Source organism: Gemmatimonadota bacterium, from assembly GCA_026702745.1.
Classification (GTDB): Bacteria; JAAXHH01; JAAXHH01; order JAAXHH01; family JAAXHH01; genus JAAXHH01.
This window is the reverse complement of the sequence record JAPPBT010000016.1, coordinates 21,022-43,699: the sequence shown is the minus strand read 5'-3', so window position 1 is coordinate 43,699 and position 22,678 is coordinate 21,022. Positions and strand designations below refer to the sequence as shown.

17 protein-coding genes are annotated in these 22,678 nt (G+C 60.9%); 11 read left to right on the top strand and 6 right to left on the bottom strand.

The genetic code is table 11. The features are described from left to right. Positions 1 to 38: 38 nt before the first annotated feature. The 4 genes from OXH56_02515 to OXH56_02500 all read right to left on the bottom strand — a co-directional run bounded on the left by OXH56_02515 (position 39) and on the right by OXH56_02500 (position 7,941). A complete protein-coding gene (locus tag OXH56_02515; GenBank protein MCY3554173.1) occupies positions 39 to 1,649 on the bottom strand; it encodes a peptide ABC transporter substrate-binding protein in 1,611 nt (536 codons plus the stop codon). A 218-nt stretch (positions 1,650 to 1,867) separates the two neighbouring features. Further along, complete coding sequence (locus tag OXH56_02510) at positions 1,868 to 2,851, bottom strand: M23 family metallopeptidase (protein MCY3554172.1); 984 nt, start codon at positions 2,849 to 2,851, stop codon at positions 1,868 to 1,870. 186 nt (positions 2,852 to 3,037) lie between these two features. Beyond that, positions 3,038 to 7,126, bottom strand: a complete 4,089-nt coding sequence (locus OXH56_02505) for an Ig-like domain-containing protein (protein ID MCY3554171.1) — start codon at positions 7,124 to 7,126, stop codon at positions 3,038 to 3,040. A 29-nt stretch (positions 7,127 to 7,155) separates the two neighbouring features. Continuing rightward, a complete protein-coding gene (locus OXH56_02500; protein ID MCY3554170.1) occupies positions 7,156 to 7,941 on the bottom strand; it encodes a phytanoyl-CoA dioxygenase family protein in 786 nt (261 codons plus the stop codon). 190 nt (positions 7,942 to 8,131) lie between these two features. On the opposite strand from OXH56_02500, the gene OXH56_02495 reads away from it, so the two are divergent. Then, positions 8,132 to 9,307, top strand: coding sequence for an amidohydrolase family protein (locus OXH56_02495; protein MCY3554169.1), 1,176 nt, complete (start codon positions 8,132 to 8,134; stop codon positions 9,305 to 9,307). On the opposite strand, the gene OXH56_02490 is transcribed toward OXH56_02495, so the two are convergent. Continuing rightward, on the bottom strand, positions 9,304 to 10,461 hold the full coding sequence (locus OXH56_02490) for a Gfo/Idh/MocA family oxidoreductase (GenBank protein MCY3554168.1): 1,158 nt from the start codon (positions 10,459 to 10,461) through the stop codon (positions 9,304 to 9,306). The genes OXH56_02495 and OXH56_02490 overlap by 4 nt on opposite strands. 234 nt (positions 10,462 to 10,695) lie before the next feature. Between OXH56_02490 and OXH56_02485 the strand changes: the two genes are divergently transcribed. Next, complete coding sequence (locus OXH56_02485) at positions 10,696 to 11,124, top strand: hypothetical protein (protein MCY3554167.1); 429 nt, start codon at positions 10,696 to 10,698, stop codon at positions 11,122 to 11,124. 49 nt (positions 11,125 to 11,173) lie between these two features. On the opposite strand, the gene OXH56_02480 is transcribed toward OXH56_02485, so the two are convergent. Next, a complete protein-coding gene (locus OXH56_02480) occupies positions 11,174 to 11,740 on the bottom strand; it encodes a DUF1697 domain-containing protein (protein ID MCY3554166.1) in 567 nt (188 codons plus the stop codon). A gap of 255 nt (positions 11,741 to 11,995) precedes the next feature. Between OXH56_02480 and OXH56_02475 the strand changes: the two genes are divergently transcribed. The 9 genes from OXH56_02475 to OXH56_02435 all read left to right on the top strand — a co-directional run bounded on the left by OXH56_02475 (position 11,996) and on the right by OXH56_02435 (position 22,651). After that, positions 11,996 to 12,961 carry a hypothetical protein gene (locus tag OXH56_02475; GenBank protein MCY3554165.1) on the top strand — a complete coding sequence of 322 codons (966 nt, stop codon included), beginning with the start codon at positions 11,996 to 11,998 and terminating at the stop codon, positions 12,959 to 12,961. Between the two features lie 4 nt (positions 12,962 to 12,965). Further along, positions 12,966 to 13,589: a hypothetical protein gene (locus tag OXH56_02470; GenBank protein MCY3554164.1), complete on the top strand. Its 624-nt coding sequence runs from the start codon at positions 12,966 to 12,968 to the stop codon at positions 13,587 to 13,589. Between the two features lie 190 nt (positions 13,590 to 13,779). Continuing rightward, a complete protein-coding gene (locus OXH56_02465; protein ID MCY3554163.1) occupies positions 13,780 to 14,979 on the top strand; it encodes an MFS transporter in 1,200 nt (399 codons plus the stop codon). 234 nt (positions 14,980 to 15,213) lie between these two features. Then, positions 15,214 to 16,674, top strand: coding sequence for a hypothetical protein (locus OXH56_02460; protein MCY3554162.1), 1,461 nt, complete (start codon positions 15,214 to 15,216; stop codon positions 16,672 to 16,674). Between the two features lie 59 nt (positions 16,675 to 16,733). Then, entirely contained in the window at positions 16,734 to 17,936 is a 1,203-nt protein-coding gene (locus tag OXH56_02455; protein ID MCY3554161.1) for a Gfo/Idh/MocA family oxidoreductase, read from the top strand. 93 nt (positions 17,937 to 18,029) lie between these two features. Continuing rightward, positions 18,030 to 19,394 (top strand): hypothetical protein, encoded by a 1,365-nt coding sequence (locus OXH56_02450; GenBank protein ID MCY3554160.1) that lies wholly within the window; start codon positions 18,030 to 18,032, stop codon positions 19,392 to 19,394. 150 nt (positions 19,395 to 19,544) lie between these two features. Next, positions 19,545 to 20,663, top strand: a complete 1,119-nt coding sequence (locus OXH56_02445) for a hypothetical protein (protein MCY3554159.1) — start codon at positions 19,545 to 19,547, stop codon at positions 20,661 to 20,663. A 237-nt stretch (positions 20,664 to 20,900) separates the two neighbouring features. Next, positions 20,901 to 21,776: a phytanoyl-CoA dioxygenase family protein gene (locus OXH56_02440; GenBank protein ID MCY3554158.1), complete on the top strand. Its 876-nt coding sequence runs from the start codon at positions 20,901 to 20,903 to the stop codon at positions 21,774 to 21,776. Positions 21,777 to 21,850: 74 nt separating this feature from the next. Continuing rightward, positions 21,851 to 22,651, top strand: a complete 801-nt coding sequence (locus OXH56_02435) for a nucleoside-binding protein (protein ID MCY3554157.1) — start codon at positions 21,851 to 21,853, stop codon at positions 22,649 to 22,651. The last annotated feature ends 27 nt before the right edge of the window (positions 22,652 to 22,678 follow it).

Sequence of the window (22,678 nt, the reverse complement as noted above, 5' to 3'; positions counted from 1 at the left end):
TCGCAAGCACGGTCCCGTTAACGCTCAATCAGCCAACTTCAGCGTCCGGCCGGCCTGCGCGACGTCGTTCCCCTGGATACTTCCTCTGTAATATATATCGTCGTCATCAGGTTCAGCATCTGGTTTCCACGCCAGGCCCTGTATCCCGATTCGTTCGGTTCCAGGGCTTCGCCGCGGACATAGGGCCGCCACATCTCGTTGACCAGGTCGTGCCAGAGGAACACGCCGCCCACGTCGCGGACCAGGATCTCTTCCGCGTCATGGTAGAGTTGGGTTCGGCGGCCGGGATCGCCCACCAGGTGGTTGGCCTGTTCGACGAGTTCCTCGAACCGGTCGTTTCGCCACGGATGGCGGCCGCGGGACAGCCACAGATTGAGCAGGTTGCTGGGGTCCAGGTAGTCCCATCCATAGGCAATCATCGAAAAGGGGATTTCCTTGGCGTTCATGGCTTCCGTGTAGACCTTCCGTTCCACGTTCAGCACCTCGACCTCGATATTCAGGTTCTGCTTCAGCATGGCCTGAATGGCCTCGGCGGCCACTTTCCTCAGGTAGGCCTCGCCGCGCAACCACATGGACATTTCCGGGAAACCCCTGCCGTCGGGATAACCCGCTTCCGCGAGTAACTTCCGGGCCCTATCGGGATCGTACCGTTGAATGTGTGCCAGCGAATCGGGACGGGCGGCGGGGAATCCGGCCGGCATCATGGATACGGCAGGCACCGCGATGTCCTTGAGGGCGGATCTCATGATGGCCGGCTGGTCGATGGCGTGGCTGATCGCCTGGCGGACGCGCAGGTCGTTGAAGGGGGGAACGCGGGTATCCATGAAGAGATAGTACGTGGTGAAATTGGTATAGGTGTTGAGGTGGCGTCGCAGCACCGTATCGGACCGGACCCGGTTGATTTCGGCCGGATTGTTCAACAGGACGTAGTCGACCTCCCCCGCCTCGTAGGATGCGAGAAAGGGCGGCTGGGCCGCGGCGTTGTACAACCGGGCGATGATCCGCTCCAGGTAGGGCGTGCTGGGACCGGGGTAGACGGGATTCGGTTCGAGGACGATGCGGTCGTTGATCGTCCATTCCCTGAGCCGGTAGGGTCCGTACCCGATGTGGGTTTCGGGTCTGGTGGACCATGCGGCCCCGTGTTTTTCGAACTGGTGGGTGGGTGTCACCCAGCTGTAGTTGAGTAAATGCGGTGCGAATGGCGCGGGCCGCGTGGTCGTGAAAGCGATGGTGTGGGGGTCCAGCGCTTCTACGCCCAGCGAGTCCAGCGGCATCTTGCGCGCGACGACAGCGCCCCAGTTCTTGATAGGCCGGTAATACCATTCGAAATCGAAGCCGATGTCCGGGTCCGCCCAACGCCGGAACGTGTCCGCGTAGTCGTAGGCGGTTACGGGCTTGCCGTCGCCGAATTCCATGTCCTTCCTGAGGTGGAAGATCCAGGTCCGGCCGTCTTCGGTCACCTCCCAGTGGGTGGCCGCGGCGGGCACCAGGTTGAAATCTCGGTCGACCCGGCTGAGGGGCTCGTTCGTCAGGGCGAACCCGAAGGACTTCTGGTAAGATGACGTGGCCCGGTCCATGTACCGGTTGTTCAGCTCGAAGGTGCGCAGGATCTGCAGGGAGGGCGGCGCGGCGTCCGGAGGCAGCGTCACGCCGACGGAGTTTACCTGGCCGGGCGTCCCGGATGGCCCGGATCGTTCTGAGGAACCGGGTGCTCCGTGCGACCGCGAGTGATTGGAGGAACCGGACCACTCATGTGGGCCAGGCAGCCCGGGCCCATCGGAAGAAACGTCCGACGCCAGGGCGACGGCAAACATCACCAAAGAAGCAGGGAGCAACAGGCAGATCTTCGATCGCATGACAACCCCGTTCAGCCGTCATTCGGTTTACGTACCTCGACGGGTTTCCGGTACAGCATGGCGAGGATCTCGGTGAACTGGAGCGGACTGACCCCCACGCCGTCCACGCTCACCGTCCAGTGCAGGTGCGCGGCGGTCACCCGGCCCGTGGATCCCGACAGTCCCAGCAGTTGACCCCGGGACACCTCGTCCCCTTCTTTCACATACAGCCGGCTCATGTGTGAATACCCGGTGTGAATGCCCATGCCGTGTTCGATGAGGACATGGTTGCCCGAATAGAACAGGTCCTGCGCCAACTTGACCACGCCGGACTGGGCGGCGTAAAGGGGCGTGCCTTCGTAGGCCCGCAGGTCGAGGCCGCCGTGGTAGCTTCGAAGCTGTCCGTTAAACACTCTTCGAGTCCCGTACGGACTGGTGATAGTCTTCTTCTCCACGGGATAACGGAACGTGTCTTCCATCATCACCGTGTCCCGTACAGCCTCGTACGCCGCGGCGATGATCTTCTGTTCCCGCGCTATGCGCCGGAAGTCCGTGACTGAGGGCGTGACCCGGCTCTGCGGCACGCCGCGGATTTGTTCCGACCTGTACGGACCGGCGACGACCGCGAAGGGCAGTTCCCGACCGAAGACGCGGTCGCTCTCTGTCCATTCCACGTGCACGGTATCCGGTCCCGGTGCCGCGCGATAGGGAATGCCGATCAGGGTGAACAAGACACCGTCAGGCGCGGTTGGATGAGGATACAGGCGATGGATCCGGGCACCCGTCGAAATGGTCAGATCAGTTGCGCGACCGGCTACCTCGGCGAGATCGCGACCGGCTTCCTCGCCGGGACTGTCAGGGATGCACTCCAGTAATAGGGTGTGGCCGTGAGCCACCCGCTCATCGGAAAGTCGCAGCGAGAAAGCCCGCTCTCCCAGATAGGTCCGTGGCGCGTGGAAGAAGGTCTCGCCACCCAGGCAGACGGCGGTCAGGGCCAGAGTAAGTACGAAATTCATGGAACAGGGGTTGGAATCCGGGTCGATCCGGGTCGAACCGGGTTTACACAGGGACCGGTCTCGACGGCATCCCCGATCTGGACGAAACGACCGATCCGGGCTATACCCTAATCATAATACCCTATTACGCGATTCCCAAAAACGGTTTTTTGTACGGGCTGCCGGAGCCTCGGCAGGCAACCCTCGCTACCTGGGATTCGAATCCGGGATGCCGCGGCTGACCAGGACTTCGAAATCTCCATCCGGCAGCACGCGCCGGGCGAAGGTCGGAGAGCCGCCCTGGTCGAACCAGTGCCGGAGAATACCCCGGACCGCTCCGGTCGTCCGGTCCAACATGATCGCGGCGGCCGGTCCTCCGCTGCGATCTATCGTCATCACCCCTTCCGGACCGGTCAGCGCGATCTGTTGCAGTCGATCGAGCCAGTCCGTCTGGACAGGAAGCACGAAGGCGAAAACGCTCCCGGCTCCATCCGCGATTTCCGCCGTTCCGAAGGACAACGCAAACAGCGTGTTCCCCGCTCCGTCTTCACCGGCGAGACGATACGGACCGCCGGTCTCCGGCAGGAGGGGCGGGGCTTCGACCGTGAAAGCAGGATGAAGGACAGTTTCTCCGAGGTCGTTCACTTCGCCCCAGAGCAGCAGGCTGGTAGCGGAAACGGCACGCGCCGCCGGAACGGACATTTCTACGGACCGCCGATAGACCAGCGCCTTGACGAAGTGGAAGTCGCTGATCCATCCGGGAGGGCAGTAACTCATCAGGTCGTGGCTTTGCGGCGACACCAGCGATCCCGAAAGGATGTCGTAGCCCCATGTGCCGGTCGTCCCGTCGACGTAGGGATAGTCGGGGTCCAGCCCGGACGGTCCGCCGCACGGCGCATGCCTCAGGTTCATGTTGTGTCCGAGTTCATGGGCTATGGTGAATCCGTTCAGAGCCGACACGCCGATGCTACCGGGAATGACGGCGACGCCCACGCGTTCGCTGGCGGGAAGGATAGCCATATAGTGTCCCGGTGCGCCGTCCAGGATGCGGACCACAAAGACCTCGACCAGCATCGATATGGTGTTCTTCGCCTCGGATGCCACCGAAGTCCACACGGGTTCGCGCACGTTCAGGTGGAAATCACCTACCGGAAGCGTTTCCCGGGTCATCCTGAACAGTTCGTCATTCGACGACAGGCCCGCGGCGTAGTCCACGAGCGTCCAATCCGGATTCGACATCAACAGAAACGGGACCAGGGTGAGGTCGAGAGGCGGCACCTCCGCCACCTCCAGTGCCAGCCGTCCGGCAGGCGGCAGGCGGCGACCGGCGTCCGAAGCGGAATCCGGTGTGCTGCCGGGACCGATTTCTATCACCATTTCCAGGCCCGGTCGAACGACATAGGCCGGAATATGGGCGTTGGATGACGCCGCGAGGTCTCCCTCCTCCGGACGGTCCGGAAGGCTGTAGTCTCCGCCCGGTATCTCGGCCGTGTACACCGGAAGATTGTTCTGGTAGAACGTTGCGCGTACCGGCGGCCGCCTGGCGTCGGCCATGCCGCCGCTCGTCAAGAAGACGCGAAGGAGCGCGGGCTTGCCGGCAACCAGCGGCACCGGGTTATCGAGGGACTGCACCGCCTGCGTGAGATACGCCGACGCAACGCGCGCGACGGCGTCGCCGCAGCCGGAAACGCGCCTTTCGTCTATATCCAGCAACCACGTCTGGGTCTCGGCGTCCCGGGACGCGCAAAGTCCCGTGCCGGCCAGCAGCAGGGAGGCCAGGTCGAGGCCCAGGAACGTGCGCGGCAACGGCCCCGACAGCCCGGCGTTGTGGGAGAGACTCAGCGTCTTGAGCTTCCCGAGCGCTCCCAGTTCGGACGGGACCGGCCCGCTCAACCGATTCGACGCCAGGCGCAGCGTGACGAGGTTCGCCAGTCTTCCCAATTCCGTCGGGACGGGACCCGCCAGCCCGTTGGTGGAAAGGTTCAGTTCCTCGAGGTTTGGCAGATGTCCCAGTTCGGGTGGGACGGGGCCCGTCAACGCATTGGTGGAGAGATCCAGTTCTTCGAGGCTTGCCAGCTGTCCCAGTTCCGGGGGAACGGGGCCCGTCAGCCCGTTTCTAGCGAGGTCGAGTGTGACGAGGTCTCGGAGTTGCCCCAATTCGGGTGGAACGGCGCCCGTCAGCCCATTGACGGAGAGGTTGAGGACGGTGAGCGCTGCAAGTCCTCCCAATTCGTTTGGAACGGGGCCTGTAAACTCGTTGGAGGAGAGCGTGAGTCGCTCGAGGCTGCGGAGGTTGCCCAATTCCGGAGTAAGGGGTCCGTGTAACCGGTTGAGCCCGAGATCGAGGTCGGTGAGTCGGTCGAGTCGTCCCAGTTCGGCCGGGAGGGCACCGGTCAACCCGTTTGCGGAGAGATCGAGGACGGAGAGGTTTTCCAGTTGTCCCAGTTCCGGTGGAATGGGGCCCGTCAGCAGGTTCACCGAGAGATCCAATGCGACGAGTCGATCAACGCGCGCGAATTCCGGTGGAATGTGCCCCGCCAGGCCGTTGCCGATAAGACGCAACGTTTCCAGCCTGTCCATCAGCGCCAGTTCAGAAGGCAACCGCCCCTTGAGGTTGTTGTACCCCAGGTCGAGGGAGATCACATGCCCTTCGGCGTCGGTCTCGACGCCGTGCCAGTCTCGCAACGGCGCTTCGCTGAGCCAGTTGGCGGCCTCCTTCCAGTACGCGCCGCCCGTTTCGCCGTACAACGTGGTCAACGCCATCCGGTCGGGGCCGAGGGTGGAGGGACAGTTGTCGACCCGTATGTCCCCGATGGTGGCCAGCCAGGCCTGATAGGCGGGGTCGGGCGGCGCGCAAAGACTCGTTCCGCCCAACCTGAGGACCGTTGGGCCTAGACCAACCAGCGACGCAGGCAGCGGTCCCGACAGCCCGGAGTTGTTCGACAGGTCCAATACCCTCATAGACCGGAGATCGCCCAGCCGGGACGGCAGCGTTCCCTTAAGATTGTTGTCCTCGAGGTCCAGCCCTGTTACCTGACCCAGGTCATTGGTCGTGACGCCGTGCCAGGCGCTCAGGGGCGCGGCGGTGAGCCAATTACGTCGTACGGTCCAGTTCCCCCCGTCCGCCGCGTTGTACAAAGCGATCAGCGCGCTCCGTTCCATGTCCTCGCAGTTGTCCACTTCCACGTCGTCAATAGCACCGAGCCACGCCTGGAAGACCGCGTCCAGCGGTGCACACAGGAACGTTCTATCAAGCCTCAGTCTTTCGAGATTGCCGAGATTGGCCATGGCCATGGGCAACGGTCCGTGTGAGAAATTATTGCCTCTGGCGCCGAGTACCCTGAGCCTGACGAGTCGTCCGATTTCGGGGGGTATGCTTCCCGTCAACCGGTTATAGGAAACCTCCAGCACCTCCAGACTGGCCAGCCGTCCGATTGCAGGGGGTATGCTCCCGGTCAACCGATTGCCCAGGAGTGAGAGAGACCTGAGCCTTTCCAACCGGAACAGTTCCGTGGGAAACGCGCCCTCCAGACCGTTCCGATCGAGCGCCAATTCGATCACTCTTCCTTCGGCGTCGGTCGTCACTCCCTTCCACTCGTCGAGAGGCGCGTCGCTCGACCAGTTGGTGGCGAGCGTCCAACCCGGTCCGCCGGTGCCGTTGAACAGGGCCACCAGGGCGGCGCGGTCCAGCGCATCCGGTCGGAAACCCGAGACCGTGACTTCCACGCTTGTCGATACATCCCCAGTAGATACGGTGATCCGGGCGTTTCCGTTCGACCATGCTTCGAGGTCTCCCAGGGCGTTCACCGAGACGACGAAAGGATCGCTGCTGGCCCAAATGAGCCGCGCGTTGGGCACCGGGTTGCCGTTCCTGTCCTTCGCCACGGCGTCCAAGCGCAGAATCCTCTCCGTCATCGTCAGCATCACGCTGGCGGGCGCGATCTCGATGCGAGCGACCGCCTGGGATACCGTGACGCTGGCGTTCGCATGGAATGGCCCCGAAACGGCCGTGACGACCGTGGAACCGTTCTTCCGGGCCGTGACCAGGCCCTCGTGGGTCACGCTGGCCACTTCGGTGTTTCCGCTGGTCCACGTCACGGCCGCGTCCGCAATCACCCGATCGTTCCCGTCCCGGACCGACGCGGTGAACTGCACGGTCGCGCCGATTGCGTCCAACTCGGTCTCGGAGGGCGATATCGTGATGCTGGCCGCCTGCGGCGGACCCGTGGGGTTTTCCCTGCCGCACGACAAATAAATGATGATCGAGAGGACGACCGGAACGAGAAGAAACCTCATGGTCCGATTCCGTTGCGAGACGCGTCGGCTCAACCCCAGCGGTACTCAGGCGGATCGAATACGAAACCGTGGAAGAAGCGCCGGTGCCGGGGCGTCAGGCTGTTCAGGAAATCCCTGTCGTACCGCCATTGTTCCGCGCACGCCAGCATCCACGGGTGTTCGTAGCCGTAGTAGAGGATCACCCGCTTGCCCCCGTGGCGCGTGAACGGGCCGGCCGAATGCCACACCCCGTTGTGGAAGAGCACGGCCGTACCGGGCCGTCCGCAGACCTGCACGGCACCGGGCATGCCGTTCTTCCCGTCCGGCTCGACCAGGGACTTGTGGCTGCCCGGTACCAGCGTCAGGTTGGCCTGGTCGGGTTCGGTCATGTCACTCAGGTAGTACCCCACCTTGAACTGCAATAGCGGGATGTGCGGCCGGAAGTCGCGAAACCCGTCCTGTATCCCGTCCGTGTGCCAGCCTTTTCCGTGGTGCTCTTCGGGTTCGATCTCGTAGATGGCGTCGGTCGAGTGCAGGTGGGGCATCTCGTTGAACAGACCGCGGACATATTCCATCATCGGCTCGTAGTCGAGCATGTCCAGAAAGAGCGGATCTTCGGCCAGCAGGTGCATGACCCGCGCATTGGCCGAATCCAGTTTGTCGGAGAAGGCCGGCTCGTGCGTTCGATGGAACCCTGGGGCGCGGCGGTGCGCTATCGTCCGCTCCAGTGCGGCGTTGAGCGCGTCGACCAGGGAATTCGGAAGGAAATCCTCCAGCACCAGGTAACCGTTCGTGTCGAATAGGAAGCGTTCGGCGTCCGTGGGATGTGCTGGCATTTTAATGATCCCTCCGCATGTTGTCCGTCGCAATCAATCGTCCAACATCCTTAACGCCATGGTAATTTTCCGTCAAGTCCATTCAGAACTGACAAGCGGGAATGAAGTTGCGGTCTCGCAACCATACCTGTTCATTATGCGTCTTCCAGGGATTCGAAGGTCCATTCCAGGTGAACTACCGAGGCTTTAAATGATCTACGACGGACACGCCTATTGCTTTCCTCCACCGCGCGAAATCGACGGCTTCGACGATCGTGCCGAATTCCGGCGCCATCTGCAACTGTTCATGGCCCAGGCCCGGCAGCAACCCGTCTGGCGGCGCGGCGACCGCGCGCCTGCCGACGCAACGGCCGACGCTCCAGCCGACGCCACGGGGCTCTACGACCCCGATCGTCCCTGGCGCTTTGAGGGCCTGCGGGACGCGGACTTCCGCACCGGAAAACATGGCCTGGCCGAGTGGACGGTCGATGGCGTGGATTATGTCAAGCAGGCCCTGCCGCCGTGGACGGAGGACTTCTCCTTTCCCGTGGAGTACCTGGTGGCGGAGATGGACTACGCGGGCGTCGACCGCGCCCTCCTGCACCGCACGCCCTACATGGGGCTCGACGACGGTTACATCGCGGAATGCTGCCGCCGCTACCCGGAGCGGATCCAGGGACTGGTCCAGGTGCCTGAGTGGTGGATCCCCGACAGGACCGACGAGGCCATTGCGAAACTGGAACGGGCGATCCGCGTTCACAGGCTTTCAGGCCTTCAGTTCGCGCCCTTTCACCGGCCGCTTTATGACCTATCGCCCGAATGGACCGGGCCCGATTTCGACCCGTTCTGGACAGCGGTCGCCGGCCTGGATATACCGGTGTTTTTCACCCTCGGCGCGGTCGGATCGCAGTCCGCATACATCGAAGAGCTACGTCCGTTGCGTACCTGGATGGAGCGATTTCCCGATGTCGACGTGATCGTGACGCACGGATTCCCCTGGCGGATGTTTGCCGAACGCGACCGGCTGAACGTCCCCGACGAAGTGTACGAAGCCGCGCCCGCGGACCACCCCCGCTTCCACATCCAGGTCCTATTCGCCGTGTTCCTGCAGTCGCGCTGGGACTACCCCATGCCCCAGATGCGGTCCGTCCTGGAGAAAATGGTCGATCGTTTCGGCGCCGACCGCATCCTGTGGGGAACGGACATCCCCATCGTGCTGCTGCACTGGACCTATCGCCAGAGCCTGGACTATGTGAGGCGCTACTGCCCGTTCCTGGACGAGGGCGAGATGGTGGCGATCCTCGGTGGCAATATGGCGCGGATCATGGGAGTGGGCAGGTTGGCCGGGAAGGGACGAGGCGGGTTTGTCGGAAACCCCGGCGACTAGCTCGCGGTCCGGCCCAAACGCCCGTCTTCCGCGGCGAGCCATTCCGCATAGGGACGCGGCATTGGATCGGGCAAGCCCAGGCCGTGTTCCTCGCGCCAGCGGAGGAGCGGGTGATCGCGTTCGGCTTGCGGCAGATCCACGCGCCGACCGCGCGCGCCTGACTCGAAAATCCCCATCAGTATCTCCAGCACGTGGCGGCCGGCGTCACCCGAGCACTCGTGTGCGCGATCCTCGTCGAGCGCCTGCACGTACTCATCGGCGAACTGGTAGTCCTCCACGGAAGCCGGACCGGCCGGATCGTAGTGCTCCGGCACGATGGGAGCGAGCGGTTGCCACTCGGTCTGGCCGGGAGCGAAGTGCGGCGTGGATAAAAACCAAGGGGCACCGCTCTTCCAGTAGAGCTTGCCCTCGGTGCCGTAGATCTCGATCATATAGGCCGTTGAATCCATCTTGGGAAAGCGGTGCTGCAGGAGGACACCCGAAACCCCGCATTCAAAGGCAAGCGCCGCGGTCAAGTGTTCACCGGAGATGTAACCCATGCCACTCGGCGACGGCACCACATCTTCGGGCGTGATTGGACGGCCATCGGTCAAGGCCACGGCCTGCACGCTTCGCACCGGCCCGGCCACGCCGAGCATGGCATTGAGCGAGTGCGTGGCGATATTCATCAGGCCGTAGCCGCCGTAGTAGCCTTTGCCGCTGCCCTGCACAAAGCGCAAGTCGCCGATCCGGCCCTCGGCGATCGCCGCTTTGACCGCTCGTAGCGCGCCGCCGGTGCGCCCCTGGTGATGCACGGCCACTTGCACCCCTTTCTCCGCGGCCTTGGCCAACACCGCGTCGGCCTCGGCCAGGGTCGTGCATATCGGCTTTTCTATGTCGATGTGGACGCCGTGTTCCAGCACGCGCATCGCCAGCGGATAGTGGAACTCGGTGCCCGTGGGTATGGCGACGATGTCCGGGCCCTCGGCCTCGATCATTCGGTCGAGATCGTCGTAACGAGCGGTAACCCCGAGTTCGTCGCCGAGGGTCGCCAGCAGTTCGGGCACAAGGTCGCATAATGCCACAACCTCGGTGCGGGGATGCTGGTGGTACGCGCGGCCCGCTGCCGTGCCCCGGCCACGGCAGCCCAGTATAGCGACCCGGTACTGTTGCATGGTGCGATCTCCTTTTTGTTACGGAACTCGAGAACTGAAGGTGTTGATGCTACTATATAAATTATCCGGGGGATTCACACGTTGTATCGAATGAAAAAACGTCACCCGGACGGTTAGATAATGAAGTCGCCAGCAATGTAACTCGACGGATTCGGAAGGGGAACCGTTCGCGAATTGAAACGTTCTCCAAAGTGGGAAGTATGGCTTTTGTCTGTGTTCTATGAAAGGAAAACCATGCGATACCTGGTTGCGGTGTTATGGATCTCGTTTTTCCTCCTTGCGTGTGACGACCGCGATCCTGTCGTTGCACCTGACAACAATGGCGAACAGCCAGTCGAGGAGGAGGAACAGCGGACTGAGGAAGGCGACCGTGCACAGCTTGAGAAGATGCGACAGGAAATCGACGCGCTCATCGGCGACGCTGCGGGGGCTTCGATTGCAGACTGTCGCAGCGCGGCCATTGGTTCCAAACCATGCGGCGGTCCATGGGCGTACATCGTTTACTCCGCCTCATCCACCGATCCCACGGAACTGGCCAACCGGCTGGCGGAATACAATGCCTTTGAAGCCGAGATGAATGGGCTCTACGGGTACGTTTCCGACTGCTCGATTCCCAACCAGCCGGTTCTGGTGTTTAGAAATGGACGGTGCGGCTCGGATTGACGACTCGCCTTTGAACGACGTCGAACAACGTCGAACAACTAACCGGGATTCAGTCCTTTTCCATAAGCTCAAGCAACCGGGTCGTCGTGTTCCAGTTGCGGACGGTAACGCGCTGGTACACGGGCATTGACGCGAGACGGCTTAGATAGCTCCGCGAAGCCTGGTCGATACGCCTGGAGAAGTAGAGCACACCGCTGCCCACCCAGGCTTCATCCACGCCGGGCCTGGTCGGGACGTTCTCCATGGCGGCATTTGCCGTGAGCGGCGCCTTCACAAAGATAACATCATAGCGATATGTCTCCGGCCGTTCTCCAAAACCCGCCGGTGCATCGGAAACCACTGCCCGCATCTGCCTTCTTGAGCGCATCACGACGCTCGCTTCGTAGTCGAACGCCGCAGAAAGTGTCTCCTCGATTTTCTTCGTCAAGGTCCTGAGCCCGATGGAAGGCGAACGGAAGATCACGTTCCCGCTCTGTATATAGGTAGCGACATCGAGGAAGCCTTCGGCCTCGAAACAGCTCCGAAGATCCGCCATCTTGATGATGTTCTTGCCGCCGACATTGATACCGCGCAGCAGGGCCAGGTAGGTCTCGTCCGGATTCTTGCGTTCAGCCATAGTCCGCCTCTTTTCGGTCCAGCTTATGCATGCAATGTAATCGTTGAAAAGTGTTGAGAGAACGTTTTAAATTGGCTAAATGTTGTATTGGGTGAAACCATATCTACGACCATGGAAGGGGACCGGATAGTGGCGAAAATGGTAAACGATGATTCACTGCTAGCCCATCTTGCCTGGATGCTGTCATCGCGTCACGAGGATGTCGCTGTTGAAGCACTAGGGTACATTCTGAAGTCCGCGTCGGCGCGGAGGGTCTTGGAATACCTTATGAAGGGCGGCGGTACGAATACGGGAGAAATAGTCAGTGTCCGGACACAGGTTGGCGGCGAGGAAGGGACGCGACCAGACTTGGTCGGATTTGATGGAAACAGCAACGAGTGCCTGATCATCGAAGAGAAGTTCTGGGCTGGACTGACCGGCAATCAGCCGATCGCATACCTAAAACGGCTGCCGTCGGAAAAAGCGCTCCTGTTCGTCGTGCCAATTTCCAGGATCGAATCCCTCTGGACCGAATTGAGGCGTCTGGCAAGCACCTATGGTTCGATCAGTATCTTTATGAATTCAACCGAATTCAAGAGTGCCAATGTAAGCAGGGATGATTACGGTACGAAATACCTCATGTTGATTAGTTGGCAGAGTTTGCTGAATCACTTGGAGAATGCCAACGACTTAGACATGATCGATGAGATCGGGCAACTCCAGGGATTTGTCAACCGGATCGACGAGAGTGGATTCCCGCCGCTCAGGATGGAAGAACTCGGACCGGAGTTTCCACGACGTTTACGTGGTTTACGGCAACTGATTAACGATGCGACAAACCGTTCGGTAGAGTGTCAACATGCTGATTTAGCAGGGCTAAGAATCACACCGAGGTATCGGGGATATGGTAGGTACCTTCGAATTGCCGGTGCTGGAGTCTGGCTTGGCGTTGACTCTGTTCGATGGGCTAAGGGTTCCTATCCCGATACTCCCATTTGGCTAATCTTCGAACAATGGAAGTCGGATTCGTCGATCAGACTGGATCAGACTCGAAAGGCACTTGTGTCGCTTGAACATTCGGATCCAAAGGAATGTTACAACGAAGTTGATGAGGTGGTTGTTCCGATTCCACTTCCTGTTGGGGTCGATTATGAGTCGGTGTTAGAAGCAGTGGTGGGTCGAATCAAGAGGGTTGCCGAACTGATAAACGCGCACACCCAAACTATGAAGAATAGAAGTTAAGCTCATGAAAACAGCGAACTTTGGTCATTCACCTGGATTAAGGTCATGTAGAGAAACCTTCAAAGTAAGAGATGAATCGGCCGGATTTTCGTTGTGTGATTACTGGAAATGGTCAGGCTCCGATCTGCTGAGTAATGCTCAGCGGGGCGTGATAGCGGAGTTTCTTGTTGCCAAAGTCTTGGGGGTGAACCATTCTCCTCGCCTTGAGTGGGGATGGTATGATCTGGAGACCGAAGACAAGAAAAAAATAGAAGTTAAGAGTGCAGCTTACTATCAGAGTTGGCCTCAAGATAAACCGTCCGAGATTAGATTTGATATTGCACCTAGAAAGTGGTTCTGGGATCCCGTTTCAAATAGATCTGAAAGTGTTGAAACACCTGAACGTCGCAGTGACGCATATGTTTTCTGCCTTCTTGGTGATCCAGCTGATCTAAATCCAGATCCCCTCATTCTAGATCAGTGGTCGTTCTACGTCATCAGAACATGCAGCATCAACGGGTTGTTGGAATTGCAGAAAACAATAAGGCTCGAACCTCTGAGAAAGTTGGTGAAAGAGGTAACAGGTCGGTGTGAGGTGAAGTATCCCGGTTTAGCTGGTGTTATTTCTGAACAGTTAGCTATCACCTAGAAACTGTTAATGCCATAATCCAAGCCAATGGAAATTGCAGAGAGTACTGAGGCGGGCGTACCTCAATCTGAACCTTTACGAATAGCTACTCATTAAGTGATTCGGACCAATTTCACCTAATCTTCCATTCCTTACTCGACACACCCGGCCCAACACAACCGCAGGACCGGATGTAGCCTGGCTCGCGGGATTGAGCTCCACACTATTTCTCATCCTGCTGTCCTCGTCCAGCTACGTTGCTTCCCTTCCTTTCATTCGCGAGGCGTGGGGACTGAACAACACACAGTCGGGCGTGATCTTTTCCTCGTACCTGGCCGGCTATGCCGTTTCGTCTCTGCTCCTTGTACCTTTCACCGATCGGTTCAATCCATTTCGGATTCTGTTTTTTGGTGCTGTATTGACGGCGTGCAGCGGATTCCTGTTTCCTATTCTGGCCGAGGGGCTGTGGACCGCGTGCCTGTTGCGATTCGCCTACGGAGTCGGCCATGTCTGTGTCTACATCACAGGTATCCGCCTGGCGTCGCACCGGTTTGCCGGCCGTAGACGGGCCACGGCCGTCGGCGTCTTCGTGAGCTCAGGTTACGCCGGTACGACTGTTTCGTATGTTTTCATGGGCATCTTGCTGGACTGGTTGGACGGATGGGAGCCAGCTTTTCTAACGACCACGTTGCCCGGTCTGGGAAGCATCGCTATCGCAGCATTTCTGGTTTCAGGACGGAGTGCAGGTTCGACGAAAATCGAAGATGGCCGCGGGAAGGTCGGCTGGCTGTCCCTCGCGCCGCTTCGTGACCGCCGGCTGATGCTGGTGATCATGGCCTATGCGCTGCACACCGCCGAGCTCTTCGTGGCCCGCCTGTGGCTGCCGCTGCTTCTCGTCGCCGCACTCATGATGACGGGATTTGATTCGGAAGCCTCAGCATCGCGGGCCGCCACCCTGGCCGGATTCATGTTCATGACGGGCATTTTCAGCGTGCTGTTGGGCGGATGGATGTCGGATCGGTTCGGGCGAAACAGGACGGCCACTTTGATCTTCGCGGTAAGCGGTCTCTGTTCTTTTCTCGCCGGGTGGCTGGTGGGACTTCCTATTGCCTGGCTTATTGCGCTGGGTTTCTTTTACGGGTTCTTCACGGCGGCCGATTCCGCCATCTACTCGACGGCCGTCACGGAACTCGCCCCGAGGAACCTGGTCGGTTCCGCGCAGGCCGTGCAGTCCTTCATTGGGTTCGTCGTGGGAACCGGCGCACCGGTGGTCGCGGGATCGATTCTCGACCTCTCCGGCGTGCAGTCTGCGTGGATTCTGGTATTCAGTTTCAACGGCGTATTGGCCATGGCGGGCATAGCGTGCCTGTTATGGCTCCGGCGCATTCCGGCCTCGAGCGTTACTTCCTAGATTACCGCGCAACACGCAGCTTGAAAGGCGTACAACACACAGGTTGATAGGCACGCAACAAACGGGTTACAAGGGTCGATTACTAAAAAAACACAACAATTTTGCCGGCTACGGTAATTGTTGCTTTCTATCTTCGTGCCCGAACCGTAAATTACCTGCCCGCCGACATACCAGGCGTACACCGTACGGTACGAAGCTATTTACATACCTGTGCACTTTCCGCCGAACCAGCATATGCGCCCATTTGAGAATCCATCGCGGTCTGCATCCATCTCCAGCCCCGGATCGACAGGCATCGGATCAGCGGGCTTCCGCCTGCGCATTCTTGCTCCGGTCACGCTGCTCCTTTCGCTGGCCGTCCTGGTTGCCTGCGGCGGAGACGGCCCCACGTCGCCCGATCCCGTGGATCCGCCCCGGGCCGCCAGGATAAACGTCGTTTCCGGCGACGGGCAGCGCGCGCTCGCCGGATCGAGCCTGCGGGAACCGGTCGTGGTCCAGGTGCTCGACGAGGAAGCACAGCCCCTGTCCGGCGCACTCGTCCTGTTCTCTCCCAACCACGGCGTTACCGAACCGACAACCGTCGGAACCGGCCCGGACGGCATGGCCGCCACCCACTGGACGCTGGGTTCGACGACCGGACTGCAGACGCTGACCGTTACCGCTTCGAGCGCGACCGCAAACGTGAGCGGTCACGCGATCTCCGTGGAAGACTCGCTCGACGTCCTGTTCGCCCCGGCCGAGGAGGACGAATTGTCGGCGGTCCGTGCCGACTGGGCCTCGCGGGACTTCTCGGCGGCCGGTGGGATGGTAGAGCTTGAAGAAGTCTACAACATGGGCGAACATCCGACCAGCCTGCGGGTCGTATCGCACCAGGTCGATGGTTTGCGCCATTTCGGTGCCATCATCGTGCCTGACGGTGCCGGCGCCGGGGAACTCCCCATCTTGGTATACGCCCATGGTGGCGACGGCGGCGTGACGGTGGAAAGCATGCTTTTGATATTGACCGTCGCCCTCGGTGAAATGACAGGCGACTTCGTCTACGTGATCCCTTCGTTCCGCGACGAACCACTCAGATACGATGACCGGTCCTGGTTGTCGGATGGTCCGGCCAGTCCGTGGGACCGCGACGTGGACGACGCGCTGGGGCTGGTCAACCTCACCATGGAAACGATTCCGGAAGCCCAGACCGGCCGGTACTTCGCAGTGGGCGCCAGCAGAGGAGGCGGCGTGGCCATGCTCATGGGGATCCGGGACGAGCGTATCGCGGGCGTCATCTCGTTCTTCGGACCGACGGATTTCCAGAACGAATGGGCGCGGGGCATCGCCAGTCTGCTGGTTAGGGGCGTGACCGTCGATCTGCCCGGCGTCGAACACCTGCGCGCCACGTACCTCGTACCCTGGTGGACCGGAGACGTAACGCTCCAGGATGCCCGGCTGGCGCTTATCCGCCGGTCAGCCGTCCTGTTTGTGGAGGATATGCCCCCGTTGCAGATCCACCACGGCGATATGGACGGCGTGGTTTCCGTCACCCAGGCGGAATCCATGATCCGGGCCATGGCGGAGATCGGTCGCGGACCGCCAGAGTTTGAGTCTAATATCTATCCTGGTGCAACGCACGAAATCACGTCAATGCCGAGTGCGATTCCCCGTGCCGTGGCGTTCTTGCGCAATCTCCTCGGAACAAGTGGCGAATAAGCCGGGAAACGGCTAACGAGGCGGCCTCCAGGCGCGTCTGGGAAAGTCATGAGGTGGACATGGGGCTTCAGGTCGGTATTGTCGGCACGGGTGCTTTCTCGCAGTCGTTCATCCCCCTGTTCAAGGCGCATCCACAGGTCGGTAGGGTGGTGCTGTGCGACCTGGACGACGAAAAAAGGGCGCTTGCGGCTGCCCGTTTCCAGATCAGTGACTCCAGTCCCTCCCTCGATACCCTCTGCGAGTCCGCCGTGGACGCCGTGTGTCTCTTTACCCAGAACTGGCTTCACGGTCCCCAGGCCGTCCAGGCCCTGGAAGCCGGTAAACACGTGTACTCGGCCGTGCCGCCGGGGATCAGCGTGGCCGAAATCGAAAACCTGGTGGCCGCTGCCAGGACTTCGGGCGCGGTCTACATGCTCGGCGAGACCAGCTACTATTATCCCGGCGTGCTGTACTGCCGGGAACAGTACGCCCGGGGCGCTTTCGGCCGGATCGTCTACGGCCAGGCGGAGTACTACCATGATTGGGACCACGGCCTCTACGACGTGGCACGATGGCGCGGTGGCGAGAACTGGAGGGAGACGGCCGGCATCCCGCCCATGTACTACCCAACACATTCGACGAGTCAGATCATATCCGTTACCGGCGCGCGCATGACCCGGGTATCCTGCCAGGGATATCGAGACGCCCACGAGGACGGGATTTACGGGGCCAATGACTGGAACAATCCCTTCAGCAACCAGAGTGCATTGTTCAGCATGTCCGACGGGAGCGTCTGCCGCATCAACGAGTTCCGGCGCGTGGGCCATCCAGGATGCGTGCGCATGGGCCTGCAGGGGACCGAAGGCGGCTTTGAGCAGACCGCCGCCGGTGCGTCGTGGCTTCAAAAAGACGGGACCCATGTGGAACCCCTCGACGACCTGCTCAACTGCACCGGCCAACCCGTGCAAGGAAGCGATTCGATGGGAAGCGATCCAATGGACAGGGTGACTGCGTCTGACGGCACCCATTTCGGGGTTTCCGCTTTGCACCCCGTCGAACGGCTACCGGAGGCTTTCGCCGGGCTGCCCAATGGCCATGCGGGCAGCCACCAGTTCCTCGTCGACGACTTCGTGATGGCCTGCGTGAACGGCACAACGCCCCCCAACAACGTCTGGGACGCGGCCCGGTACATGCTGCCCGGACTGACGGCCCATGAGTCCGCGCTCCACGGGGGAGCCCTGCTTCAGGTACCTGATCTCGGCGATCCGCCGGGTATAAACTGACTCCGTCCCGGAACATTGCATGGCGCTCTGCGTTAGCATCCAATACGGAGTAACGCATGGTTACGGGATATCCAATTCCCCAGGGCCAGGATCTTGAACGAATCCAAGATTGAAAACGCGATCGCGCGGTGGCGGGTCTACGTGGAGCGGCACGGAACGCTTCAGGCGACCGAACTGGATGCGCTCGAAGTACAGCTGAGGGTCCAGGCAGGCGATTTGCTGCGGTTCGGTCTCTCGGCCGAAGAAGCCTTTCAGGTCGCGGTTAGGCGGGTCGGCAGCGACGACGCGGTGACACGTGCTTTCGTCCAGGATCACGCGGCGCAGTTGATGGGTGCTGCAGCAGACGAACCAGCCACCGCCCCTCGGATCGCCAGGCACCGGCTGACGGAATTCGTCTTCGTCCTTTGTCTGGCCGCCGGCGCGGCGCTGGCGATCAAGGTCCCCGCGCTGTTCGGCTACGCATTCGACGACGATGACGTCAACCAGTTCTATGCGCTGAACATCAGTTTCTTTGCGTTTCCGTTTGTGACGGTGTATTTCGCCTGGAAACGCGGGATGGACTTCGTCCGGTGGGGCTGGTTGATACCGCCTTTCTTCGTGGCCATGCTGCTGTGTAACGTCTTTCCCATCGAACCCGGCGGCGACACCGCGATACTCACCACGCTGCATGTGCCCATCGCCCTGTGGCTCGTCGTGGGCTTCGCATACGCCGGGGGAGACTGGCGGACGCGCGGTCTGCGCATGGATTTCGTGCGGTTCAGCGGGCAGCTCTTCATCCTGTACGTACTCATCGCCCTGGGCGGCGGCGTGCTCACCGGCATAACGCTGACGGTGTTCAACGCCCTGGGCGTGAACCTGCGATGGGCCGTCGCATCGTGGATCATTCCGTGCGGGGCGATGGGCGCGTTTGTCGTAGCGGCCTGGCTCGTGGATACCGGGCAGGGCGCCATCGAGCAGGTGGCGCCGGTGCTCACGCGGATTTTCACGCCGCTATTCACATTAATGCTTCTGTCCTTTCTCGCGGTCCTGGTATGGACCGGCAGAGGGATCGACGTGCAACGCGAGATGCTGATCGCCTTCGACGCGCTGCTCATCGTCGTCCTGGGTCTCGTACTGTATTCGGTCTCGGCAAGAGACCCCGTGGCGCCGCCTGGCGTCTTTGACAGCCTGCAGATCGCGCTCATTTCAGCCGCCCTGGTCGTAGATGTCCTCGTGCTGGCGGCCATGACGTCTCGCATCAGCGATTTCGGGGTCACGCCGAACCGAATGTGGGCTATAGGACTGAACATCATCCTGTTCGTCAACCTGGCGTGGACAGCCCGCCTGTACATCGGATTCCTGCGAAGGCGGGCGCCGTTCTCTGCCGTGGAACGCTGGCAGACGGACTATCTCCCCGTATTTTCCGTATGGGCGGCCTTTGTCGTGGCTGTTTTTCCGCTGATATTCGGGTATCGTTGACACGCTGGCAGACCGAGGGTGCGAGTCACACGCGCTCCACGGATCGTTGACGCTCCGGCACACCACGGGACACGGCACCTACGCTTCGTGAATCAGCACGCATCGCACGCACCACGGATCAAGTCTTCGCAAAGAGCATCGGAGAATATGATGGATAACCGTACTGGAAAACTGACGGCCGGCCTGGTCAAGCCCTATGACCAGAAAACTCATTTGAATGCCCTGTATGAAAACGTATCAGGAACGTACGCCTTCAGGGCGACGGACCCGGAAGGCCTGTCCGCCTGGCAGGCCGCCTTTCGCCCGAAACTGCGGGAAGTCCTGGGCCTGGACAACATGGAAGCGGACCTTTCGGGTCACGTGCCGAAGGCGGAGCGGCTGGAATCTACCGACCTGGGCAGTCATGTCCGGGAACGCTGGTATCTCTGGGTTGAACCGACCGTGCCGCTGCCATTCTACCTCCTGTTGCCGAAAAGTGTGACGCCCGAAGAGGCAGGCAAAGAAGGGATGGACCGTGGCGGGAAGCTCCCCCTGGTCCTCGTGCCTCATGGCCATAATCACCCCCACATCTACGTCGGCATTTCCCGGGACGCGGCGGAAGAGGCGCACATGATGGAAGGCGAGCGCGACATCGCCCGGCAGGCGGCCGCCGAGGAGGGTTACATCGTCATCGCGCCGACCACGCGCGCCTTCGGGGAAACACGCACCGCAAAAGACATCAAGGCCGGCAAAATACACTCCTGCCGCGACCAGCTCGTCCACGACCTGCTGCTCGGTAGAACGCCCATCGGCGAACGGGTGTGGGACACTTCCCGCCTGATCGACTGGGCGGTCGTCAATCTGCCCGTAGACGCCGGCCGCATTGCCATCACGGGCAACTCGGGCGGCGGTACGATATCACTCTTCGCCTCGGCCTGCGACACTCGGATCGCCCTCTCCATGCCGGGGTGCTATTTCTGCACGTTCGTGGGCAGCATCGGGACGATCCACCATTGTGAATGCAACTACGTGCCCGGCCTGCTGAGGCTGGGAGAAATGTTCGACGTGGCCGGTCTGATCGCCCCCCGCCCCTTCTGCGCCATTGCCGGCCGGCACGACCCCATCTTCCCGATCGACCACGTCCACGCCGCCTTCGACCGGCTTAAGGCCGTCTACGCGGTCGCCGGTGCGTCTGACAAATGCGAGCTGGCCGTCGGTGAAGGCGGACACCGGTTCTTCAAGAAGCCGGCCTGGGATTTCGTGCGGCGGCATTTCGGTGCGCGAGCGTGAATCAGGAAAGCTCGTAACCTTGCTGGCACATGGCTGGCCCACGGCTTGCACCAGGCGGGTACCCGGGCATAACACGCGGCGAGGCAATCCTCAGGCCAGCGCGGACGACCGGTCAAGGACTACGTACGGACTACCGGTCGCAGACTGTGCGCGGAAAACGCTTGAAAATGATAAGGCAGAGCATATAGTTTCCACAGACACCACGATAGCAGACGATCGGTCATCAAGGAGCGCATCATGGAAAGCGCCACGGTCCAAATCGATCCCCGGGAAGAAATCGGATTCATGCACGTCGACGAGACGGACTTCGGGTCATTCACGACGGCCCAGCGCATCCGTCACCTTGAGGTCGAAGGCTACGTGCATCTTCCCGACATGCTCGACGCCGGCCACATCGCGCGTCTGAAGGCCGAACTGGCCGCCGTGCCCATGGAATGCAAGGACTACAGCGACTGCCAGACTTACTGCCTGGAAGCCCAGTGGCGCAGTCCGGCCATGTGCGCCTTGATCGGGCATCCGCCCATGATCTCGTTCCTCGAGGCGCTGATGGGACCGGAAATCGTGTTTACGCGAGGCCTGTTCACGCGGACCCTGTCGGGTTCCCCGCCCATTTCCATGCATACGGACGGCCAGCCCTACGGCTCCTCCATTTTCAGCTACGAAGGCAGTTCGCCGCGTCTGGTCCGCGTACTCTACTACCTGGACGATCTGCCGCCGGAAAGGGCGCCGTTCCGGGTCGTGCCGCGTTCGCACCTGTCCTTTCACGCCCATGGCAACCCGTATGTGCGCTACAAGTCCCATCCCCAGGAGGTGACCCTCTGCGCGAAAGCGGGATCGGCCCTGGTGATTCCCAAGGACGTCTTTCACGGCACCCATCCGAACCGCGACACGGTACCCCGGGAACTGATCCAGTTCGGCTATCGGCCGGCCTGGTCCGGACCTGTCCAGCCCATGGAAGAGTGGGATCCCAACGACGTCGCCGCCGCACCCGCACAGGCCAGGCCCTTTCTGCAGAGCCTGAACACGACCGGCCTGGACTGGCAGCAACCGCACAAGCCGAAGGGGATGAAGAGCGAGGCGCCGGGGATCAATCCCGACCGATGGGAAGATTGATCGAACTTGATACTTCCTGCCGGTCAATATTCGAAAGAAACGGGAGGCGGTCGTCTCCGGACAAGGACAAAGGGATGAAGTGTAGCGTCTACAGCAGTATCAAACGATTCGCGGTATGGACGATCATGTCGTTGGCTGCGGCGTCCACGGTGCTCACGGCCTCCGCCCAGACCGAATTCCACCTGCAGGCTGGCAAGCTGAGGAATCCCTTCGCGCAAAAGAGCGTACAGTCCCTGGTGCTCACCGTACAGCAGGCATCCCAATGGAAGCTCGGGGACAGCTTCTTCTTTCTCGATTATGTAATCGACCGGGAGACGGACGGATTCAACGACCGTGATTTCTACGCCGAGTGGTATCCGACGCTCAGTATCGGCAAAATGCAGCAGTCCGATGCCAGTCTTGGACTTATTGCCGACCTGGCGATCATTGGGGGAATCAACATGGGCGGCGACGCGAAACTGTTCAAGTTTCTGCCTGGATTCAGGGCGTCCTGGGATATCCCGGGATTCTTGTTCCTGAACACCGATCTCACGGCTTATATCGACCAGAACTTCGGCGTGGCAAAGGGCGGTGCGCCGAAGGAAGGGCACAGTTTCATGTTCGACGTCAACTGGGCCGCCCCTTTTGATATCGGCCAGCATTCCTTTGCCTTTATGGGTCACGCGGAATATATCGGAAGCCGGTCCAACGAACTCGGCGGCCGGCACGACGCGTCGATTCTCGCACAGCCGCAGTTCGTCTGGGACATCGGCCGGGCCGCTGCTGGCGAACCCAATCAGTTGCTGCTTGGATTCGAGTACCAGTACTGGAGAAACAAAATCGGCACGGACGACGACGAAAACACCATCCAGTTCCTGGTGGTCTGGCGTCTCTAGGTCTGGCGTCTCCAGTTCTGCCTGTCG

Excerpts from the sequence above, each read along its gene's own strand:
- OXH56_02510 (MCY3554172.1), bottom strand. The coding sequence starts at position 2,851 with ATGAATTTCGTACTTACTCTGGCCCTGACCGCCGTCTGCCTGGGTGGC.
- OXH56_02505 (MCY3554171.1), bottom strand. The coding sequence starts at position 7,126 with ATGAGGTTTCTTCTCGTTCCGGTCGTCCTCTCGATCATCATTTATTTG.
- OXH56_02500 (MCY3554170.1), bottom strand. The coding sequence starts at position 7,941 with ATGCCAGCACATCCCACGGACGCCGAACGCTTCCTATTCGACACGAAC.
- OXH56_02495 (MCY3554169.1), top strand. The coding sequence starts at position 8,132 with ATGATCTACGACGGACACGCCTATTGCTTTCCTCCACCGCGCGAAATC.
- OXH56_02490 (MCY3554168.1), bottom strand. The coding sequence starts at position 10,461 with ATGCAACAGTACCGGGTCGCTATACTGGGCTGCCGTGGCCGGGGCACG.
- OXH56_02485 (MCY3554167.1), top strand. The coding sequence starts at position 10,696 with ATGCGATACCTGGTTGCGGTGTTATGGATCTCGTTTTTCCTCCTTGCG.
- OXH56_02480 (MCY3554166.1), bottom strand. The coding sequence starts at position 11,740 with ATGGCTGAACGCAAGAATCCGGACGAGACCTACCTGGCCCTGCTGCGC.
- OXH56_02470 (MCY3554164.1), top strand. The coding sequence starts at position 12,966 with ATGAAAACAGCGAACTTTGGTCATTCACCTGGATTAAGGTCATGTAGA.
- OXH56_02460 (MCY3554162.1), top strand. The coding sequence starts at position 15,214 with ATGCGCCCATTTGAGAATCCATCGCGGTCTGCATCCATCTCCAGCCCC.
- OXH56_02455 (MCY3554161.1), top strand. The coding sequence starts at position 16,734 with ATGGGGCTTCAGGTCGGTATTGTCGGCACGGGTGCTTTCTCGCAGTCG.
- OXH56_02445 (MCY3554159.1), top strand. The coding sequence starts at position 19,545 with ATGGATAACCGTACTGGAAAACTGACGGCCGGCCTGGTCAAGCCCTAT.
- OXH56_02440 (MCY3554158.1), top strand. The coding sequence starts at position 20,901 with ATGGAAAGCGCCACGGTCCAAATCGATCCCCGGGAAGAAATCGGATTC.
- OXH56_02435 (MCY3554157.1), top strand. The coding sequence starts at position 21,851 with ATGAAGTGTAGCGTCTACAGCAGTATCAAACGATTCGCGGTATGGACG.